This is a genomic window from Persicimonas caeni (assembly GCF_006517175.1).
GTDB lineage: Bacteria > Myxococcota_A > Bradymonadia > Bradymonadales > Bradymonadaceae > Persicimonas > Persicimonas caeni.
In genome coordinates, this window is sequence record NZ_CP041186.1 from 6,680,491 (window position 1) to 6,699,068 (window position 18,578).

An 18,578-nucleotide genomic window follows, 5' to 3' on the forward strand; every position below is an offset into this window, starting at 1 on the left:
GTATGGTGTTGCAACTGTGGAATTAAATCCCGGGCCAGCAACATGATCGATCAGGTACAACTAGACTTCGACCCCTCGAGCCTCTTTCTTCTGAACGTGGTGCTGGGGCTGGTGATGTTTGGCATCGCGCTCGAGCTCACCATCGACGACTTCAAGCGCGTCATCGCTGAGCCGCGTGCGGTCATCGTGGGGTTGGTCGGCCAGCTTCTGTTGCTGCCGGCGATGACATTCTTGCTGATCTTGGCTCTCGAGCCACATCCGTCGATCGCACTGGGCATGATCTTGGTCGCCGCTTGTCCGGGCGGCAACATGTCGAATTTCTTCACTCATCTGAGCCGCGGAAACTCCGGGCTCTCCATCTCGATGACCTCGGTGGTCACGCTCACCGCCGTGATCGCCACGCCCTTCAACGTCGCCTTCTGGGGCTCGAAGATTCCGTCGACCGCGGCGCTCCTGACGGAGGTCCACGTCGATCCTATCAAGATGGTCACCATCATCGCGATGTTGCTGGCGCTGCCGATTGCGCTGGGGATGAGTGTGCGGCAGAAGTGGCCCGAGGGCGCCAAACGCTGGGCCAAACGTTTCAAGTCCTTCTCCCTGGTCGCCTTCGCTGCCTTCGTCGTGATCGCGCTGGGCAAGAACTTCGATCCGTTTTTGGAGCATATCGACAAGGTCTTCTTCTTGGTGCTCCTTCACAACGGTATAGCGCTGGTGCTGGGCTATGTTTTGGCCAGCATCTCGGGGCTCGAAGAGCGTGACCGGCGCGCCATCACCATCGAGGTCGGTATCCAGAACTCGGGGCTGGGGCTCGTGCTCATCTTCAACTTCTTCGCCGGCTTGGGCGGCATGGCGGTCATCGCAGCCTGGTGGGGTGTGTGGCACTTGGTCGCCGGTCTCATCTTGGGCGGCTACTGGGCGCGCATCGAGCCTGTCGAGGCGCAGCAACCTCAGCAGCAAACGGCAAACGGCTAGTACTGCGCTCGTTCATCACGGGGACACGGCATCTTTTCCCCGTGCGCGCCGTGTCCCCGTGGTGAACGCGAGCCGCTTTATGCCCAGGCGACCACGACCTCACGAGGGCCGGTGTAGGGCAGGCGGCCGTGGCTGACAGAGTTGTTGTCGATGGCAACCATGTCGCCGTATTTCCAGTCGTAGGCGACCATATTGTTCCAGATGACGTCGCGCACGTGCTCCATGTCGTCGTCGGCGATTTCGCCGCCGTCGGCGTGGGTGCAGTGTAGGGATTGGTTCTCGGCAGGGGTGAACGTGCGTTTCGCCCAGACCATCAGCCGGGTGGCTTGCCACAGTAGCCAGATGCGCGGGGTGCGCTGGGCGTGCTCGAAAATCCGGGCAAATTCGCTCGGGGCGGACGACAGGTGGAAGACCTGGGTGTGGTTGAACCAGGCGGGAACGCCTGTCTGCGGGTGCTCTCGCACGGCGTCTTGTTCGTGGACGAGGCGAAGCTGGTCTTTGTCACGCCAGGTAACCTCGAAGCCCTGTTCGGCGCATTTTTGCTCGACGACCGACCGGTCGGTGGTGCCGAACATGTCGTCCCAGCGCTTCAGCTTCCAGAGGTCGGGGCCGTCGGGGCTGTTGGGCCCGCTGTAGTTTCGGATGATGCGGACGCCGCGGTCGATGAAGCGCGAGAGCACCGCGTCGTCCATCTGGCGGTAGACCTCACGAAAGTCGACCAGCGGGGTTTGACCCATGCCGGCGTTGGGCTCTTCGAGGCAGCAAAAGAAGAGGCGTTGCGGTGGGTTCTTGACGAAGGTCATCTCGCAGTGTTGCGGGATGGGATAGTAGCCGGGAAGTTCGCTGGCCGAGAAGACGTAGTCGGTCAGGTTTTCGCGTGGGGATGTGCCTAGATACTCGTTTTGCAGCCCCGGCTCGAGGGTGCGGGCGACGTTCTCGAAGTCTTGGGGCCCGCGGACGTCGAAGCCACGAAAGAGCAGGGCACCATGGTCAGTTAACTGCTCGGTGAGTCGGTCGCGATTTTGCTCGATCCAGCCGACCAGGTCGTCGACCTTTCTGTTGGAGCGGGCCTCGACGACGAGCGGCAGCTCTTGGCCGTTGTCGCGCAGCGGATAGACTTTCAACGTCTCGTCAAAGCGAGTCATGCGTCCTCCTTCGCTACTACACCAGAATGTCAGTTGTTCAGAAAATTCCCCTCCGAATCGCGCATGACTCGCGTAACGACGTGACTGCAGCGGCGTCGGCTAGCTGCAAAGCCGCTTGCGCAGCTTCTTGAGCAGCGCCGAGGGAGGGAATGGCTTGCCGATATAGTCGGTGAAGCCAGCCTCCAAGAAGCGCTCACGGTCGCCGGGCAGTGCGTGCCCGGTCATGGCGATTACCGGGATGTCTTGGTACCCGTTCATTGTACGCAACTTCTGGAGCGCCTGTACACCGTCCATACGCGGCAGGCTGATATCCATGATGACGACGTCGAATTCACGCTCGCCGGCAGCTCTCAGCGCGGTCTCGGCGTCACTGCAGGTGACCACGTCGCCGAGGGCTTCGAGGAGTTGGGAGAGCACGCGACGGATATCGCGGTTGTCCTCGACGAGCAGCACCGACATCGAGGGTAGCGTCTGAGACGAGCCACAGCGCGCCGATTTGGCGAGCATCGCGGCCAGGTCGCAAGTCTCGTCGTTGGAATCCTGCGGCGCGCAAGCGTCGATCCAGGGCAGGCGCACCTTGAAGGTGGTTCCCCGGTCCTTTTCGGAGTCGACGTCGATAGCGCCGTCCATCGCTTCGACCAACCGTTTGGTGATGGCCAGCCCGAGGCCGCTTCCCTCGTGGGTGCGCGTGAGGCCGGTCGACTCCTGGGTAAACTCCTCGAACATGTCGTGGATGAAGTCCTCGGAGATACCGGCGCCGGTGTCGCGCACCTCGATGATGATGTCGTCATCGTCAGTCGACACCGCCACCTCGATCTCGCCGTGGTCGGTGAACTTGACGGCGTTTTCGATCAGGTTGACCAAGATGCGGCGCATGCAACGCGGGTCGCAGTGGGTGGGCAACTCGTCTTGTTGGGCGCTGACATACAGGGCGAGCTCTTTGTCGTCGGCCTGTGGGCGCAGCGAGTCGACCGTCTCGGTAACCAGCTCGACAAGGTCGAGATCTTCGGGGCTGGGCTGCAAGAATTGGCCGTCGAGCTGGGCGAGCGTGAGCACCGAATTGAGCGTCTCGGTCAGGCGTGCCCCGGCGCGTTTGATGGCACGCACCGCCTCGAGGTTCTCATCGTCGAGCCGGCTCTCCAGAATGGCGGCGTGAGCCAACATGCTGGTTAACGGCGTGCGGATCTCGTGGCTCATATTCGTCAACAACGACGACTTGAGCCGAGTCATCTCTTCGGCTTTCTCTTCGGCCTCGCGCAGTCGCTCTTGGAGCTCGACAATCTGCTTGGCGAGCATTTCGACGTGCTTTGTTTTCGTCTCGGTCACGCTATTTTCCCACTGCTTACGTCCCGATGGACGCTCTACCTCGTGTACGATACCCTCCCGGTACCGCGAGAGAGTAACAACGAAATCAACAGGAGCAACCAAAATGTCTGAACTAAGACAGGAATTTGACGACGCCGCCGAGCGTGTCCAGAACCTTTCCGAGCGCCCCTCGAATGACGATTTGCTCGAGCTGTATGCCCTGTACAAGCAGGCGACCGAGGGCGACGTCAGTGGAAAACGCCCCGGCCTGACCAACTTCAAGGGCCGCGCGAAATACGATGCATGGAAGGGTAAAAAAGGAATGGAGAGCGAAAAAGCCATGCGCGAGTACATCGCGCTGGTCGAGCGGCTGGAAGGGTGATTATTTCAACCCCAAAATTCTGAGCAACGAACAGGTGTCTGAGCAACGAACAGGTGTCAGACACCGTTCGAGTTAGGCTACATGCGGTTGTGAGGGCGATCTGTGGTCCGCCGTGTGAGTCATCGGCGGCGACTTTCGGTCGCTTCATCGCTGATGGCGGCCACTCTCCCTGCTGACCACCTGTTTCGTTGTCTTTTCTTGTGCGGTGGAGCTTCCACTGGGGCTCGAAGGAGACCGGCGAGACGCACTGAGGCGGTCTTGCGGACCTGGCCCAGCGAATCGACTTGGTACGATGGCTTTCGGGCTGACTCGAGCGCCTACTGGATGGCTTGAGCGCCTACCGGATGGATGGTGGCGGCTCACGACGTATGTCATGACTGCCGCCTACGCAGAATTGGTGGCCGGGTGGAATCGTGCCGTCGGGAAAGCTCACCTCTGACTTCCCTTTGCGCCACTTGTCTACGGCATCTCGATAGCGGTCGACGAGTAGGTGGCAGCTGTCGCGGTATGCAATGCGCTGCTCTAGGTCGCCGCCGTGACACAGGGGGCGCGGGGCTTTCTTGGGCTCTTTCGGGCGGTCGGTCCAGCTTGTGGCGAGCACTTTTTGGGGTCCAATACACGGTTTTTTGCGCCGCTTAGCTAACTCGCCTGCGTGCTCGTGGCATGTCTCGACAATCTTCTGGTGATACGCCTCGTCATCGAGGTCCTTCCACTGCGGAAGCTTGGCCATCTCGAGCGTGTAGCGCTCGGTGGCCAGTTCGATGAGCTCTGCTTCAGTCTTGCCTTCGTTCTTCTTTTTGCGCTTCTCCGCCCAGTACTTCTTTCGGTTGACCACCTCCGCCACCAGCGGCTTTCTGCTCGCGTGAATGTCCCATGAGCATAGTCCTGGCCACTTCTTCGGATGGCGCACAAGGTCGGATTCGCACGGGTTGCAGACGATGTAGCGCAAGCGGTCGACCATCGCGTCGTCGTCCAGCACCTTGATGGCTGTGTATCGGCGCTCCCAGAAAGTGCCAGTGCGATTACGTAGTTTGTTGATCTTCTTCGCGAGCTGGCTCTGAAAGTCGCGCATGAACAGGTGCATCTGCAGCGAGCGGCAGCGCGCCAGGAGGTGGAAGTGGTTGCTCATGAAGCAAAACGCAAAGATCTCGACGCCGTAGCGCCAGGCGTACTTGGCCAGGAGTCCCAGAATAATGCGGTTGACCTCCTCCTCGGGCAGTAGGGCGTATATCTGGTGCAAGGTGCGATTGCCCAATTCGTAGATGGCGTCCTTTTCCTGATTTCGCAGCGGGTGTCCCATTGGCTCGTCTCCTCCGTGAGATAAAGGTTCATCGGTAGCCCTCAATACGGTTTTCGGCAGAAGAGGCCGATTCGTTGCGTGATTTGGCAAAATTTGTTGTGCGGACGGGACGGGGTGGCGGCCGCAAGATCGCGCTGGCAGGCGCATGAGAGCTGGTCGACACGGTGTCTGACACCGTTGGGGGGAGGGGCGAGTTCGGGGGCGGAATTTCTGTTTGCCTTCGTATGCGCTGCTTTACTTCTCGCGATTAGCTGCTTGAATGGAGGGCAGAACAAAAGCATCGGCCGTCGGGTATCGTGTCGGCGGCAGCTGACTTGCACTGGAGCAAAGCCATGCAACGCTTCGTCCTCGTCTTGTGTCTGATGACCGCGGTAACCGCTTGCGGCAACGACCCCGCCGGCGACTCGTCCGACGCCGACCGCTGGATCAACCCCGAGTCGCGTGCCGACGCGGGCGACGATGCGCGTGGTTCCGGTGATGTCGGCGGCGCAGGTGATACCGACAGTGCAGACGACGCCGGCGACGCGGGCTCGGACGCGACTGGCGACGCCGGATTGCCCGAAGGCGTCGTCATGACCGAAGAGGGGCCGGTCCAGGGCGACGAGTTTGCCGGGGTGACCAGCTTCTTTGGCGTTCCCTACGCCAAGCCCCCGGTGGGCGAGCTTCGATGGAAGGCGCCTCGGCCGCCCGAGCCGCGCTCCGAGACCCTCCAGGCCGACAGCTTCGGGCCCGCCTGTCCGCAACCCCGCGACAACGCCAACTTGCAAGAGCAGAGCGAGGACTGCCTCAAGCTCAACGTCTGGGCGCCCGGCCTCGGCGATGCGGAGCCCAAGCCCGTCATGGTCTGGCTGCACGGCGGCGGTTTTGTGGGAGGAAGCTCCCGGCAGACCGGCAACAGCGGGCGTCCGCTCTTCGACGGCGAGGACCTCGCTCGAAACGGTGTAGTCGTCGTGACCCTCGACTACCGTCTCGGGGCGCTCGGCTTCCTCGCCCACGAATCCTTTATCGGCGACGACCCAACATACCCCGCGGCCGGCAATTACGGGCTGCTCGACCAGATTCGGGCGCTCGAGTGGCTGCAAGCCAACATCGCTCAGTTCGGCGGCGACCCCGACAACATCACGCTCTTCGGACAGTCGGCAGGCGCAGCGAGCATCTGCACGCTGATGACGCTGCCTCAGGCCGAGGGGCTCTTCGACCGGGCGATCATGCAGAGTGGGTATTGTCCGGGCTGGCTGCGCAAGCTCGACGAGCGCCAGGTGCGCCAGGAGGCGGCCACCGAGCAGGGCGCGCGTCTCGCCCAAGCCGTCGGCTGCGCCGACTCGGCCGACGTCGCCCAGTGTCTGCGCTCGAAGCCTGCCGAAGACCTCGTCCAAGCCTTCGTCCTTCCCGAAGACTCGACCGAGCGGCCCGAGGGGTTCTCGCCGATTCTCGACGGGCATCTGATCCAACAGAGTCCCCGTCAGGTCGTCGAGCAGGGCGGGGCACATTCGATTCCGCTGGTCATCGGCGTGAACTCAGACGAGGGCTCGTTCTACGGCTTTCAAGACCGCAACATGACCGACGAAGAGTACGAGACGCGCCTCGCCGAGCTCTTCCCGACCCTCGACCATGTCATCATTCGCGAGTACCCGTCCAATGACTACCTCGAGCCTTGGCGCGCGCTGGCCGACGTGTGGGGGGACGCCATCATCGTCTGCCCGAGCCGGCGCCTCGCCCGGCAGCACCGCGCGGCGGGTAACGATGTGTTCACGTACTACTTCACCCACGTCGACTCGGTGGGCAGCCAGTACAGCCTCGGCGCCTACCACACCGCCGAGCTTCCGTACGTCTTCGGCGAGTTGTCCGGGCCGAACGGCAAAGACGACGACGTTCGCCTTTCGCGCGTGATGCAGTCGTGGTGGACGAGCTTCGCCATCGATGGGAGCCCGGGCACCGTCGACGAGCTCCAATGGCCGATCTACGAGGCCAGCGCCGACTCGGGCGTCGACCTCAGCGGCGAGTATCTGGGGCTGAAAAGCAACTTTCGCGCCGAGTATTGTGACTTCTGGGATGAATGGCGCTAGGGCCTGGATGGAAATAAATGCCCGAGCGAGGGCGAGCTGATTTTGAGGCCATTTTTGTTCGTAAAACGTAGGCTTAGCCGCGCTAAGTCGAGGCTTTACGGGCAAAAATGGACCAAAACTCAGCCGTCATTCGCGACCAAATTGATTTTTATGCAGGCCCCAAGCCCGCCGGTTGCAATGAGGGACGAATCCGCCGAAGATTCGACCCGTCATCTGCATTTGTCATTACAGAGAGTTCCTCGCACCGGACGTGTTATGTCAGTTCCCGAGATTTTTCAGAACACCCGACTCCCCGTCGTCGCCGCGCCGATGTTCCTCGTCTCCGGGCCGGAGTTGGTCCTCGCCTCCTGCAAGGCGGGCATCACCGGCACCTTCCCGGCGCTCAACCAGCGCACCACCGAGGGGTTTCGTGAGTGGGTCGTCGACATCAAAGACGAACTCGCGAAATTTGCCGAGGAAAACCCCGACGCTCCCGTCGGCCCGTTCGGCGTCAACCTGATCGTGCACCGCTCCAACCCTCGCATGCGTGCCGACCTCGAGGTGTGCGTCGAGCAAGAGGTGCCGCTCGTGATCACCTCGCTCGGTGCGGTGACCGAGGTCGTCGACGCGGTGCACAGCTACGGCGGCGTCGTCTTCCACGACGTGACCAACCGTCGCCACGCTCAGAAGGCCGCCGAGGCCGGCGTCGACGGCATCGTGCTCGTCGCCGGCGGCGCCGGGGGCCACGCAGGCACGACCAACCCGTTCGCGCTGCTGAGCGATATCCGCCCGGTCTTCGACGGCACGATCATCCTGGCCGGCGCGCTTTCGACCGGCCGCGATATCGCCGCCGCAAAGGCGATGGGCGCCGACCTCGCCTACATGGGCACCCGCTTTATCGCTACCGCGGAGAGCCGCGGCCAGGACGCCTACAAAGAGATGATCTGCGAGGCGCGTCCCGAAGACATCATCCACACCCCGGCGGTATCGGGTGTGCCGGCGAACTTCATGCGCCAGAGCCTCGAGCAGAACGACTTCGACATGGAGAAGCTGCTCGACCCGGGTCAGGTCGACTTTGGCGAAAAACTCACCGTCAGCGACGAGGCCAAGGCGTGGAAGACCGTCTGGTCGGCCGGCCACGGGGTGAGCGCCATCGACGAGGTGCCCTCGGTCGCCGAACTCGTCGACCGGCTCGAAGCGGAGTACCTCGAGGCGTGCCGCGAGCTGGCAGCCGAAGTAGGCTGAATTGCAACCATATGCTAGGTAGATGCTCTCAACTTCAAATAGGTAGATGCTCTCAACTTCACTAACCGGAGGGGATAGCCCGTGGCACTTTTCAAAGACCTCGACAAAGAGACGACTCTCAAAGCCATCGGGCGAGTGGTAATCGCCATCGTCGGCGCGGCCGCCATCCTTTTGTGTTTGTTGTTGGGGTTGGGCGGCGTCCTGGTGATTGCCGACGGTGAAGGGAGCCTGGCCGCCAACATCACGTTGCTCTTTGGCGTCGTGATTACCGGCTATGGTGGCTATCGATTGATGCGCAAAGGGCTCGACGGCAGCCACGGTTCGAAAGCCGAGCAGTCCCAGACTGAGCAGCGCTCACCCCAGATTCAGGTCGATCCTTCGCGTCAATCCTCCGAGAGGGAGCAACGCGAAGCCCTTCGCATGGCGCGTGACATGAATGGGCACCTGACCGTGGCCGAGCTCGCGCTGGATACCTCGCTCGATATCGACGCGGCGCGCACGCTGCTCGACGAACTCGTCGACGATGGCGTCGCCGACCTCCAGCTGACCGACTCCGGCAGCAGGGTCTACGTGTTTCCGGCGTTTGTCGACGGCGGCCGTGGGAAGTTCAGCGCCCGCTCGATGCTCGACGACGACGCCGAGATCGAGCTCGAGTTCGAAAAGCTTGCGGCGCAGCAAAAGCAGAACAAGGACTGATCCGTGCACCTCTCGTGGAAAAAGGTCGACAAGGGCTCGCTGATGCGTCCGGTCTTTCGGGTCGCTCAGGGGCTCTTTGGGCTGAGCGTGCTGATGTTCTGCCTTCTGGGGGCGATCCTCTTTACCATTTTTGCCATCGCCAAAGGTCACCTGCTGTACGGGCTGCTGGTGTCCATGTTCGCCCTCGGGTTCGGCTTCGCGGGGGGCATGATCCTGTGGGACGCGCTGACGCCTTGCTATCTGCTCGACAAGTACCTCTACAAATACACAAAGAAGTTCCGGAAGAAGGCGCGCAAGGTCACCAAGTATATCGACGACGACTACAAGGGGCGCAAAAAGCGCAAGAAGTACAAGGATAAGAAGTACAAGGACAAAAAGGACTACAAGCGCCGGAAGTACAAAGACAAAAAGTACAAGCGCGACGACGAGCACGCGCCAAAAGATGACGCGCCGAGAAGGAAGCAAGAGCCCGAGCTTACCCCCGAACAGCAGCGTGAACGACGCGAGCGCGAAGTGCTGCGCCTGGCGCGCGACCACGACGGCCGGCTCACCGTCGCCGAACTCGCCTTGGAGACCTCCCTCGACGTCGATGCCTCCCGGGCCTTGCTCGACGAGTTCCTCCAAAAGGACGTGGCCGAATTGCAGGTCGCCGATTCCGGCAGCTCCGTCTACGTCTTTCCCGCCTTTGTCGACGGAGGCCGCGACAAGCACAGCTCCCGCTCGCTGCTCGACGACCGCGACGAGGTCGAGTTGGAGTTCGAAAAGCTCGCCGAGGAGTTCGAGCACCAACACGCCGAGCATCAACAAGCCAAACCGGACAAGAGCGAGCACAAAAAGGGTTGATTGGCATTTCGGGCGGCAATTGGTGTAAAACAAGGGCGTTACGCCAAACCAACAACGCTCCGAATCGGCCGCCATGCTCTATCGACGCCACGCCGCTCCCCTCGTCCTGCTGTCTCTGCTCGTTTTGTCCGCCTGCTCCGACGGCGACGGTAACACCGAACAACCACTCGACGCTTCGACGCCCGACGCGCAGGCCGACGTCCTCTCCGATACCGGAGACACGAGCGACGCCGGCGAGACGAATGACGCCGGTGAGGAACCGCAGATCGTCGACGCCCAACGAGCCTTCGAGCTGGTCGACCCCTTTATCGGCACCGGCGGGCTCGGCTTCGGCTACGCCGCGCTCACCCCGGCCGCGCAGATGCCCAACGGACTCGTCAAGCTCGGCCCCGACACCACCAAGCAGGGCTCGCACGGCGAGCTCAATCACTTCAGCGGCTACCACTACGACGACCCGGACACGCGCGGGTTCAGCCACCTGCACCTCGTCGGCACCGGCGCGGCCGGCCTCGGAAACCTGCGCGTGCTGCCGGTCGCGCAGGTCGACGCCGCCAAGCCGTGGGAGCAGTACACCGCGATGGACAAAGCGTCCGAGGCCGCCCAGCCAGGCTACTACACCGTCGACCTCCCCGACGCCGGCGTCACCGCCGAGCTGACCGCCTCGCTCCGCGGCGGCCTCCACAAATACAGCTCTACGGACGGCGGCGTGACGCTCCTGTTCAACCCGGCCGGCGCGGTCAAGACGACGCCGAACACCACGGTCGACATGACCGTCGACGGGACGACCATCGAAGGAAACGTGATCTACTCGGGCGACTTCGCCACGCGCAGCGGCCCGTTCACCTTGCACTTCTCGGCGACGATGGACCCTGCTCCGACGAGCGTGTCGGCGTGGAACGATGACGGCGTGCAGGATGACCAGACCTCCGCGCAGGGCACACAGGGCGGGGCAGTGCTCGAATTCGACGGCGCCACTGAGGTCGAGCTTCGAGTGGGCTTGTCGCTGGTCGACCTCGACCAGGCGAGGCTCCACCGCACCGAGGAGCTCGACGAAAAGACCTTCGCCGAGGTGCGCCAAGCCGCCAAGGACGCCTGGCTCGACAAGCTCGGCCGGGTGCGCCTCAAAGGCGGCTCGGTGGAAAATCAGACCATCTTCTACACCGCGCTCTACAATATCTGGCGCATGCCCACCCGCCTCGACGGCATCGACGGGCGCTACCGCGGCGTCGACGACGAGGTCCATCAGGCCGACGGCTTCGCCTACTACTCCGACCTGTCGCTGTGGGACACCTTCCGCACGCTGCACCCGTGGCTCGCCCTCGTCGACCCCGAACTGCAGCGCGACTCGCTGAAGTCACTGTTGGCGATGAAGGACGCCTCCGGCTATATCCCGCGCTGGCCGGCGATGCAGACCTTCACGGGCAGCATGATCGGCACCCCCGCCGACCTCGTCTTCGCCGAGAGCGCGCTCAAAGGCATCGACGGCGTCGACTACGAGGCCGCCTTCGACGCGCTGTACGAGACGGCGACGCAAAAGCCCGCCGACGGGGCGATGTTCAGGGGGCGCACCGGCGTCGAGCGCTACGTCGAGCTTGGCTACCTGCCCGCCGACGAATACGACGAGTCGGTCTCGCGCACCCTCGAGTTCGCCTGGAGCGACTGGGCGCTCGCCAACCTCGCCGACCACCTGGGCCGCTCGGAAGCCGCCGAGCTGCGCGCTCGCGGCGAGAACTGGAAGCACCTCTACAACCCCGACAACGGCTTCTTCGCCCCCAAGAACGCCGACGGCACCTTCGAAGAGATTGGCGGCTCGACCTTCGGCCGCGAAGGCCCCTACACCGAGGGTAACGCCTGGCACTATCGCTTCTATCCCATCTGGCACCCCGAGGAGCTCGCCGCGACCTTCGGCGGCGAAGAGGCGCTCTACGATCCCCTGTCGACCTTCTTCGAGGACTCCAAGCTCGAGAGCGACCGCTTCCAGACAGTGCTCCCCGACCAGATGTATTGGCACGGAAACGAGCACGACCTCGGCGCCGTCTACCTGTTCCACTACGCCGGCCGCCCCGACCAAGTCGGCCGCTGGAGCCGCGTCATCCAGACGACCGCCTATACGACCGAGCCCGACGGCCTCGCCGGAAACGACGACGGCGGCACCTTGTCGGCCTGGTACCTCTTCAGCGCGCTCGGCTTCTCGCCGGTCGCCGGCGGTGACTGGTATATGCTCGGCTCGCCGCTCTTCACGTACGCCGAGGTCGACGTCGCCGACGGCCAGACGCTCGTCATCGAAGCCGAGGGCGCCGACGTCGACACGCCCTACGTCACCGGCGTGAGCCTCGACGGCGAGGCGGTCGAGGGGGCGACGATCACCCACGAGCAGCTTATGGGCGCGACGTTGCGCTTCGAGATGAGCCCGGACGCGCCTCAATAAGCCTGGGCGCGCCGACGCGAAAGCATATTGATTGGAATTGATTGGATAACTGAAATCCGACACGAGAAGTCTAGATGCGAGGCAGATACTGGGGATTGTTCGTTGCGCTTGTTGCTCTTATGTCCGTCTCTTGCGGCGACGCCGGCTCTTCGGAGCCGTGCACGGTCGCGGAGACCGATTCCGGTGCAGCGGTCATTTCGTGTCCCGATGGAACGAGCGCCGTCGTCGAAGACGGAGCCGATGGCAGCGCGTGCACGGTGGACGATAACGGAGATGGGACTAAGACCATCTCGTGCGATGACGGCACCTCGGTGACCGTCGCCGATGGAGCCGATGGAGCCGACGGAGCCGACGGAGCAGATGGCTCCTCGTGTACGGTGAGCGACAACGGCGACGGCACCAAGACCATCTCTTGCGACGACGGAAGCTCGGCGACGATCGCCGACGGTCAGGGCGGTGGCGCGTCCTGCACGGTGAGCGACGACGGGAATGGAACAAAGACGCTCTCTTGTGACGACGGATCTTCGGTGACCATCTCAGATGGCGCGGACGGAGCCGACGGAACAAACGGCGCCGATGGAGCCGACGGCGCAGATGGCTCCTCGTGCACTGTAGCCGATAATGGCGACGGCACCGCGACTATCTCGTGCGATGACGGCACCTCCGTAACGGTGGGGACCACGAACTGCACATCGCTGGAGGGGCCGCTGGCGATCGACGATCACCTCGAGGCTCTGCTCTTCGCCGCCAGTGGGTGCACCGAGGTTCAGGGCGACCTGACGATCGATGCGACAGCCCTGACGAGCCTCGACACGTTCAGCACGCTGACCACGGTGGGAGGCGATTTGATCATTGCCAACAACGCCGACCTCCTGGATATCGACGGGCTGAGCTCACTTGCTACAGTCGGAGGTGAACTCCGCATCGCCGACAATGCCGTGCTGGGAAGCGTCGACGGGTTGAGCTCACTGACCAGCGTCGGGGGCGGCTTGGTCATCAGAAATAACCCGATGATCCCAGATCTCGATGGGCTAGCCTTATTGAACAGCGTCGGAGGTGAACTGCGGATCAGAAACAACTCGGCGATGACCGACGTCGACGGCCTCAATGCCGTGACCTCTATCGGAGGAGACCTTCGACTCTTCTACAACGAGGCACTGGCGTCGCTCGACGGGTTCACAGCCCTCACCAGTGTCGGCGGCTCGGTGCGCATGTTCGACAACGCCACGCTCACCTCGTGTGATGGCTTCCCTTCGTTGGCCACTGTTGGGGGCGCGGTGATGATTTCTAGTCACCCTTCACTCACCTCACTTGCCGGATTTGACGCGTTGCACACGGTGGACGGGCTGCCCCAATACCAGACTGGGGGCTCACTCGGGCTGAAGCTCAGGCACAATCATTCCCTTGCGACGATCGCCGGCTTCGGCGCGTTGAACGATGTCGGAGGCGACTTCGAGGTCGCATTTAATGACGCGTTGATGAACCTCGACTCGTTCGGCGCGCTGACCAATATTGCCGGAACGCTCGAGATCCGTAACAACGGGGCGTTGACCGACCTCCACGGGCTGAGCTCGATAAACGCGGTGGGGCGTTACTTTCGTATTCGCGACAACGTCACGCTGCCGACCTGTGAGGCCGAGTGGTTGCGCGACAGCATCGGCACCCAGAATATCGTTGGGACTGTGTATATCGACGGCAACGATGCTAGCGGAACCTGTCCGTGACTGGAGGCCTCCACGCGCCGTGGCTGCCTCGAACGCAAACTGATTGCCGCTCTAGGCGAGTGCAGGAGGTACGACGTGCGCATTCTCGTCATCGAAGACGAACCCAAGATTGCCGGCTTTTTGGAGCGCGGCCTGACCGAAGAAGGTCACCGCGTCGATGTGGTCGAGGACCTGGCGCAGGCGCGCTTGGCGGCCAAGGTCGACGAGTACGACCTGTTGCTCGTCGACCGCATGCTCCCCGACGGGGACGGGCTGACCGTGGTGCGTGAGATGCGCCGGCGCGACGACCACACTCCCGCCATCTGTCTGACCGCGCGCGACCGGGTCGACGAGAAGGTCGAGGGTTTGTACGGCGGCGCCGACGATTACCTGGTCAAGCCCTTCGAGTTCGACGAATTGCTCGCTCGCATCGCCGCGGTCACCCGGCGCACGCCGATGGGCGAGCGCATCGAGGTCGGCGAGTTGGCCATCGACGTGCCTGCACGCCGGGTCTACCGCGCCGGCCAAGAGGTCCAGCTCACCGCCCAAGAATTCGACCTCCTTCGCTACCTCGCCGAGCATCGCGGCCAGGTCTTGTCGCGCACCCGCATCCTCGACGCCGTGTGGGATATGACCCACGACCCGCGCACCAACGTCGTCGACGTCTATATCAGCTACCTTCGCGCCAAAATCGACAAAGACTTCGACTACCCGCTCATCCACACCGTGCGTGGAGTGGGGTATGTGCTCGAGGACCGTCCCCGATAGGTCAACTCAGATGACAGACTCGATCGCCAAGAGAGTCGCCGCCGGGGGCACGGGCATCCTCGTGACCACGCTCGTGGTCGTGGGCGTGGCCACAGCCGGCGTGCTGCACACCCAGCGCGTCGAGGCGCAGGACGGCGCCTTGCTCGCCGCCGCCCACGGCCGCGCCCATCCCGATATCGGCGACGAGGTCGAGGTCGAGCACAGCCGCTCGCCTGTCGACGCCTGGCTGGTCGATCTCGACGAACACGCGTTGCCCCAGGACTACGCCGAGCGCGCCCTCGACACGGAGCGGCCCGTCTTCTTCGACACCGCCGACCGGCGCATGGTGTTGCTCCCCTTTGAAGTCGAGGGCGACGACGAGCACGAGTACCAGCTCGCCGCGGCCTCGGCGCCCACGCTCACCTTGGCGCGCACGGTCGGCCCGTTCGCGCTCGTGTACGGCATTCTGGCCGCAGTGGCCGCGGTCCTGGCGACCTTCGTGCAGCTTCGGGTGGTGCGCCGCGCCTTCGCCCCCTTGGAGCGCGCCCGCCACGAGGCCGACCACGTCGTCGGGCTCGGCGAGGGGACGCGCTTGAGCGAGGACGCCCCCGACGAGGTCCAGCCGCTGCTGCACGCCATCAACGAGCTGCTCGACCGCCTCGACGCGGCCTATCAGGCCCAGAGTCGGTTCACGGCCGAAGCCGCCCACGAGCTGCGCACGCCCGTGACCGCCATGCTCGGTGAGCTCGACGTCGCGTTGCGCGGCGAGCGCTCCGAGGAGGAGTATCGCGAGCTGTTGACGTCGGTGCGCGAGGAGGTCGATCGCCTGCGCAGGCTCGTCGAGGGGCTCACGGCGATGGCGCGCATCGACGCCGGCCAAGTCGACCGCGGCCGCGAGCTCGTCCGCGCTGCCGAGGTCGCCAACGCGGCGATGCGCACGGAGTCTGACACCCTGTCGCAGGCCAAAAACACGGTGCGCCTCGAGGTCGACGACGACCCCGAGCTGCAGGTGCATCGCTCCCTTCTGGAGATTTCGCTGGGCAACCTGCTTCGCAACGCCGCCCGCCACGCACCCGGCGCCGAGGTCGTCGTGCGTGTTCGCCGCGACGGCAACACGGCCGTCTTCGAGATCGACGACGCCGGCCCCGGCGTTGCCGAGCAAGAGCGCGAGGCGCTCTTCGACCGCTTTGCGCGCGCCGGAGAGTCGCGACGCCGCGACCGCTCGGGCCTGGGCCTCGGCTTGCCCATCGCCCGCGAGGTCGCCCGGCGCCACGGCGGTGAATGCACGCTGCACGACTCGCCGCTTGGCGGTCTTCGGGCGCGACTGACGGTGAGCGTAGCGTGAGCGACCTGGCGTGATCGACGTGGGGCGCCGCCGATTCTAATCGAATTCTAATGTGCCTCGCAGACTCCCTTGAGAACCTGCTGCTAAATTCGACTCGTAGATTGGAGGCAGCCGTTTCGGGCTGCTCGAGTTCGGACACGCAGGAGGTCCACGATGAAACGCATATTGGCCTGGGATATCCCCACTCGCTTATTTCACTGGTTGCTGGCCGGCGCCTTCTTGGGCGCCTTCATCATCGGCAACGTCGCCGAGGACGAAGGTTCACTGTTCAGCGTGCACATGCTGTTGGGGGCGACCGCCGGGTTCATGGTGCTGTTGCGCATCATCTGGGGCTTCGTCGGTTCGCGTTATGCGCGATTCTCCTCGTTCACCCTGTCGCCCGCCAAGGTGCTCGCCTACCTCAAGGGCACGGTCAGCGGCGGCGCACAGCGCTACGCCGGCCACAACCCGGGCACCAGTTGGACCTCGATCGCTATTTTCGTGATGGTGCTCGGGCTGGTGGCGACCGGGGTGTTGATGGGAAATGGCGGCGGCGAGGCCGTCGAAGAGATCCACGAGGTGCTCGCCTTCGGCACGCTGGCCGTCGTCGGCGTGCACGTGGCCGGCATCATCTTCCACACCATTCGCCACCGCGAAAATATCGCCGCCAGCATGTTCCACGGCCGCAAACAGGCCGGCGACGGCGACGATATTCGCTCGCCGCGCCCGGTCGCAGCCGTGGTGTTCCTGGTGCTCACCGGCCTGTGGTCCGGCGGCCTGGTCAGCGGCTACGACGCGGCCACGAGCCAGGTGACCCTGCCGCTCATCGGCCAGACGATTCAGGTCGGCGAGGGGGAGGAGCACGGCGAACACGAAGAGTACGAGGAACACGAAGAACACGAAGACGACGACTGAGGCGGGCAAGACTGCGTGCGATAAGGACGTGAGGGCTGCGAGTTGCGGCGCCATGGTGGTTGCACTCCCGAGCGACGTCAGCCAAAGCGACCCCGAAATCATTCACGCCCGCAGTTCAGGGCGCCCAAAATAGCGGGCGCAGCTCTCCTGCATGGCCCCCACCGAAGCAACTCAACCCTCCGCCTCGTCGAGATCGCCGCGATAAAACGCGGTCTCGCGATAAATCGCCATCAGGTCGGGCCACACAATCCGAATCGCCCCGGCCAGGGGCACGATGAGCAGCATGCCCCAGATGCCGGCGAGCTCGGCGCCCGCCAACAGCAAGATGATGACGGCGATGGGATTGAGGTCGACGCTGTCGCCCAAGATTTTGGGGCCGACGACGTAGCCCTCCAAAAACTGGTTGATCAGAAAGACGATGACCACGGCGAGCACGCCTCCCCAGCCGGGCCAGTTGAGCAGGACGACCAAGGTGGTGATGAGCGAGGCGACGATCATGCCGAAATAGGGGATGATATTGAGCACCGCCACGATGATCCCGATGGCGATCCCCAACTTGGGGTCGATGTCGGCGATGGCGAACGCGACGACCAGCCCCACCCCGTACAGCACGCCCATGAGCGAGGCGACCTGGACCTGGCCGCGAAACCAACTGCCCACCGCCGAGTCCATGCGCGACAGAAGCCCCAGCGTGTACTCGCGACGCCGCACCGGCAGCCAGCCGGCGATGGCGTGGCTGGCTTGGTCGAATTTGCGCAAGAAGTAGTACGAGAAGAGTGGGATTAGCAGCAGGTTGAACGCGGCGAAGAGCACCTGGCCGGTCTTGAAGACCGCGCCCACCGTCCAACTGCCCGCCCGCTGGGCGACCTCGGGCAGCGAGGTGCCCGCGCGTTGGCCGGCCGACTCGAGCCCCTCGCGTACCGTTGTGGGCAACTCGGTGCGAAGACGCCGCTCGAGCCAAGGAATCCACTCTTCTTGGATCGTGGTGATCAACTTCGGGATATCGGCGATGACGTCGCCGAGTTGTCGGATGAGCGGGGGCAGAAGAAAGACGGCCACGATCCCGAGGGTCAAGAAGGCGGCGGCAAGCACGACGACGATGCTCAGCCTGCGGCTCAGTCCGCGCGCCTCGATCGTGTCGATCCACGGGTGCAGCAAGTACGCGAGCACCAGGCTCGCCAGCAACGGGAAGAGCAGGGTGCCGAGCGCCTCGGCCAGCCAGAGGATGGCGTAGCCGATGATCACCGCGAAGAGCACGCGCATCAGGATATAGGTGTAGCGGAGCAGCCGCGTTTTGTACTGCTCGGCGCTCAAGCGCTGAAAGAGGGCTGATTCGGGGTGCTCTTTGGCGTCGACGTCGTGTTCGCTCATCGGTTCATTGGTCATCAGGATAGGGCTTCCATTTGGTGCCGGTTTGAAGATCTGCACGAGGAGGCGAAGGAGTAGGCAATGCCTCCGCCAAATCGACCTTACATAACACCTAAATCTGCGTTATCCGCACAGAGCAACGAACAACCTACAACAAAAA

15 protein-coding genes are annotated in these 18,578 nt (G+C 63.5%); 11 read left to right on the top strand and 4 right to left on the bottom strand.

What is annotated here, in order from left to right; translation table 11 throughout:
• Window positions 1–42 precede the first annotated feature (42 nt).
• Complete coding sequence (locus FIV42_RS24810; protein WP_141200299.1) at window positions 43–972, top strand: bile acid:sodium symporter family protein; 930 nt, start codon at window positions 43–45, stop codon at window positions 970–972.
• 77 nt (window positions 973–1,049) lie between these two features.
• Here the strand turns inward: FIV42_RS24810 and FIV42_RS24815 are convergent, their stop codons facing one another.
• Both FIV42_RS24815 and FIV42_RS24820 read right to left on the bottom strand, forming a co-directional pair.
• Window positions 1,050–2,117 (bottom strand): TauD/TfdA family dioxygenase, encoded by a 1,068-nt coding sequence (locus tag FIV42_RS24815; RefSeq protein WP_141200300.1) that lies wholly within the window; start codon window positions 2,115–2,117, stop codon window positions 1,050–1,052.
• A gap of 99 nt (window positions 2,118–2,216) precedes the next feature.
• Window positions 2,217–3,443, bottom strand: a complete 1,227-nt coding sequence (locus tag FIV42_RS24820) for an ATP-binding response regulator (RefSeq protein ID WP_141200301.1) — start codon at window positions 3,441–3,443, stop codon at window positions 2,217–2,219.
• Between the two features lie 103 nt (window positions 3,444–3,546).
• On the opposite strand from FIV42_RS24820, the gene FIV42_RS24825 reads away from it, so the two are divergent.
• Window positions 3,547–3,804, top strand: coding sequence for an acyl-CoA-binding protein (locus FIV42_RS24825; protein WP_141200302.1), 258 nt, complete (start codon window positions 3,547–3,549; stop codon window positions 3,802–3,804).
• 337 nt (window positions 3,805–4,141) lie between these two features.
• On the opposite strand, the gene FIV42_RS24830 is transcribed toward FIV42_RS24825, so the two are convergent.
• Window positions 4,142–5,104, bottom strand: coding sequence for a transposase (locus FIV42_RS24830; RefSeq protein ID WP_168210923.1), 963 nt, complete (start codon window positions 5,102–5,104; stop codon window positions 4,142–4,144).
• A 332-nt stretch (window positions 5,105–5,436) separates the two neighbouring features.
• On the opposite strand from FIV42_RS24830, the gene FIV42_RS24835 reads away from it, so the two are divergent.
• The 9 genes from FIV42_RS24835 (at window position 5,437) to FIV42_RS24875 (ending at window position 17,050) form a co-directional block, all read left to right on the top strand.
• A complete protein-coding gene (locus FIV42_RS24835) occupies window positions 5,437–7,170 on the top strand; it encodes a carboxylesterase/lipase family protein (RefSeq protein ID WP_141200304.1) in 1,734 nt (577 codons plus the stop codon).
• 255 nt (window positions 7,171–7,425) lie between these two features.
• Complete coding sequence (locus FIV42_RS24840; protein WP_141200305.1) at window positions 7,426–8,394, top strand: NAD(P)H-dependent flavin oxidoreductase; 969 nt, start codon at window positions 7,426–7,428, stop codon at window positions 8,392–8,394.
• Between the two features lie 81 nt (window positions 8,395–8,475).
• On the top strand, window positions 8,476–9,090 hold the full coding sequence (locus FIV42_RS24845; protein WP_141200306.1) for a hypothetical protein: 615 nt from the start codon (window positions 8,476–8,478) through the stop codon (window positions 9,088–9,090).
• Between the two features lie 3 nt (window positions 9,091–9,093).
• Window positions 9,094–9,933, top strand: a complete 840-nt coding sequence (locus tag FIV42_RS24850; RefSeq protein ID WP_141200307.1) for a hypothetical protein — start codon at window positions 9,094–9,096, stop codon at window positions 9,931–9,933.
• Window positions 9,934–10,006: 73 nt separating this feature from the next.
• A complete protein-coding gene (locus tag FIV42_RS24855) occupies window positions 10,007–12,361 on the top strand; it encodes a GH92 family glycosyl hydrolase (RefSeq protein WP_141200308.1) in 2,355 nt (784 codons plus the stop codon).
• A 119-nt stretch (window positions 12,362–12,480) separates the two neighbouring features.
• Window positions 12,481–14,085, top strand: coding sequence for a receptor L domain-containing protein (locus FIV42_RS24860; RefSeq protein ID WP_168210924.1), 1,605 nt, complete (start codon window positions 12,481–12,483; stop codon window positions 14,083–14,085).
• Window positions 14,086–14,160: 75 nt separating this feature from the next.
• Window positions 14,161–14,832 carry a response regulator transcription factor gene (locus FIV42_RS24865; RefSeq protein WP_141200310.1) on the top strand — a complete coding sequence of 224 codons (672 nt, stop codon included), beginning with the start codon at window positions 14,161–14,163 and terminating at the stop codon, window positions 14,830–14,832.
• A gap of 10 nt (window positions 14,833–14,842) precedes the next feature.
• A complete protein-coding gene (locus FIV42_RS24870; RefSeq protein ID WP_141200311.1) occupies window positions 14,843–16,156 on the top strand; it encodes a sensor histidine kinase in 1,314 nt (437 codons plus the stop codon).
• 153 nt (window positions 16,157–16,309) lie between these two features.
• Window positions 16,310–17,050: a cytochrome b/b6 domain-containing protein gene (locus tag FIV42_RS24875; RefSeq protein ID WP_141200312.1), complete on the top strand. Its 741-nt coding sequence runs from the start codon at window positions 16,310–16,312 to the stop codon at window positions 17,048–17,050.
• 171 nt (window positions 17,051–17,221) lie between these two features.
• Here FIV42_RS24875 and FIV42_RS24880 read toward each other — a convergent pair whose 3' ends face one another.
• Window positions 17,222–18,421 (bottom strand): AI-2E family transporter, encoded by a 1,200-nt coding sequence (locus FIV42_RS24880; RefSeq protein WP_168210925.1) that lies wholly within the window; start codon window positions 18,419–18,421, stop codon window positions 17,222–17,224.
• Window positions 18,422–18,578: the final 157 nt, after the last annotated feature.

Coding starts and splice junctions, on each gene's coding strand:
- FIV42_RS24810 (WP_141200299.1), top strand. CDS start 43: ATGATCGATCAGGTACAACTAGACTTCGACCCCTCGAGCCTCTTTCTT.
- FIV42_RS24815 (WP_141200300.1), bottom strand. CDS start 2,117: ATGACTCGCTTTGACGAGACGTTGAAAGTCTATCCGCTGCGCGACAAC.
- FIV42_RS24825 (WP_141200302.1), top strand. CDS start 3,547: ATGTCTGAACTAAGACAGGAATTTGACGACGCCGCCGAGCGTGTCCAG.
- FIV42_RS24830 (WP_168210923.1), bottom strand. CDS start 5,104: ATGGGACACCCGCTGCGAAATCAGGAAAAGGACGCCATCTACGAATTG.
- FIV42_RS24835 (WP_141200304.1), top strand. CDS start 5,437: ATGCAACGCTTCGTCCTCGTCTTGTGTCTGATGACCGCGGTAACCGCT.
- FIV42_RS24840 (WP_141200305.1), top strand. CDS start 7,426: ATGTCAGTTCCCGAGATTTTTCAGAACACCCGACTCCCCGTCGTCGCC.
- FIV42_RS24855 (WP_141200308.1), top strand. CDS start 10,007: ATGCTCTATCGACGCCACGCCGCTCCCCTCGTCCTGCTGTCTCTGCTC.
- FIV42_RS24860 (WP_168210924.1), top strand. CDS start 12,481: ATGTCCGTCTCTTGCGGCGACGCCGGCTCTTCGGAGCCGTGCACGGTC.
- FIV42_RS24870 (WP_141200311.1), top strand. CDS start 14,843: ATGACAGACTCGATCGCCAAGAGAGTCGCCGCCGGGGGCACGGGCATC.
- FIV42_RS24875 (WP_141200312.1), top strand. CDS start 16,310: ATGAAACGCATATTGGCCTGGGATATCCCCACTCGCTTATTTCACTGG.
- FIV42_RS24880 (WP_168210925.1), bottom strand. CDS start 18,421: ATGAGCGAACACGACGTCGACGCCAAAGAGCACCCCGAATCAGCCCTC.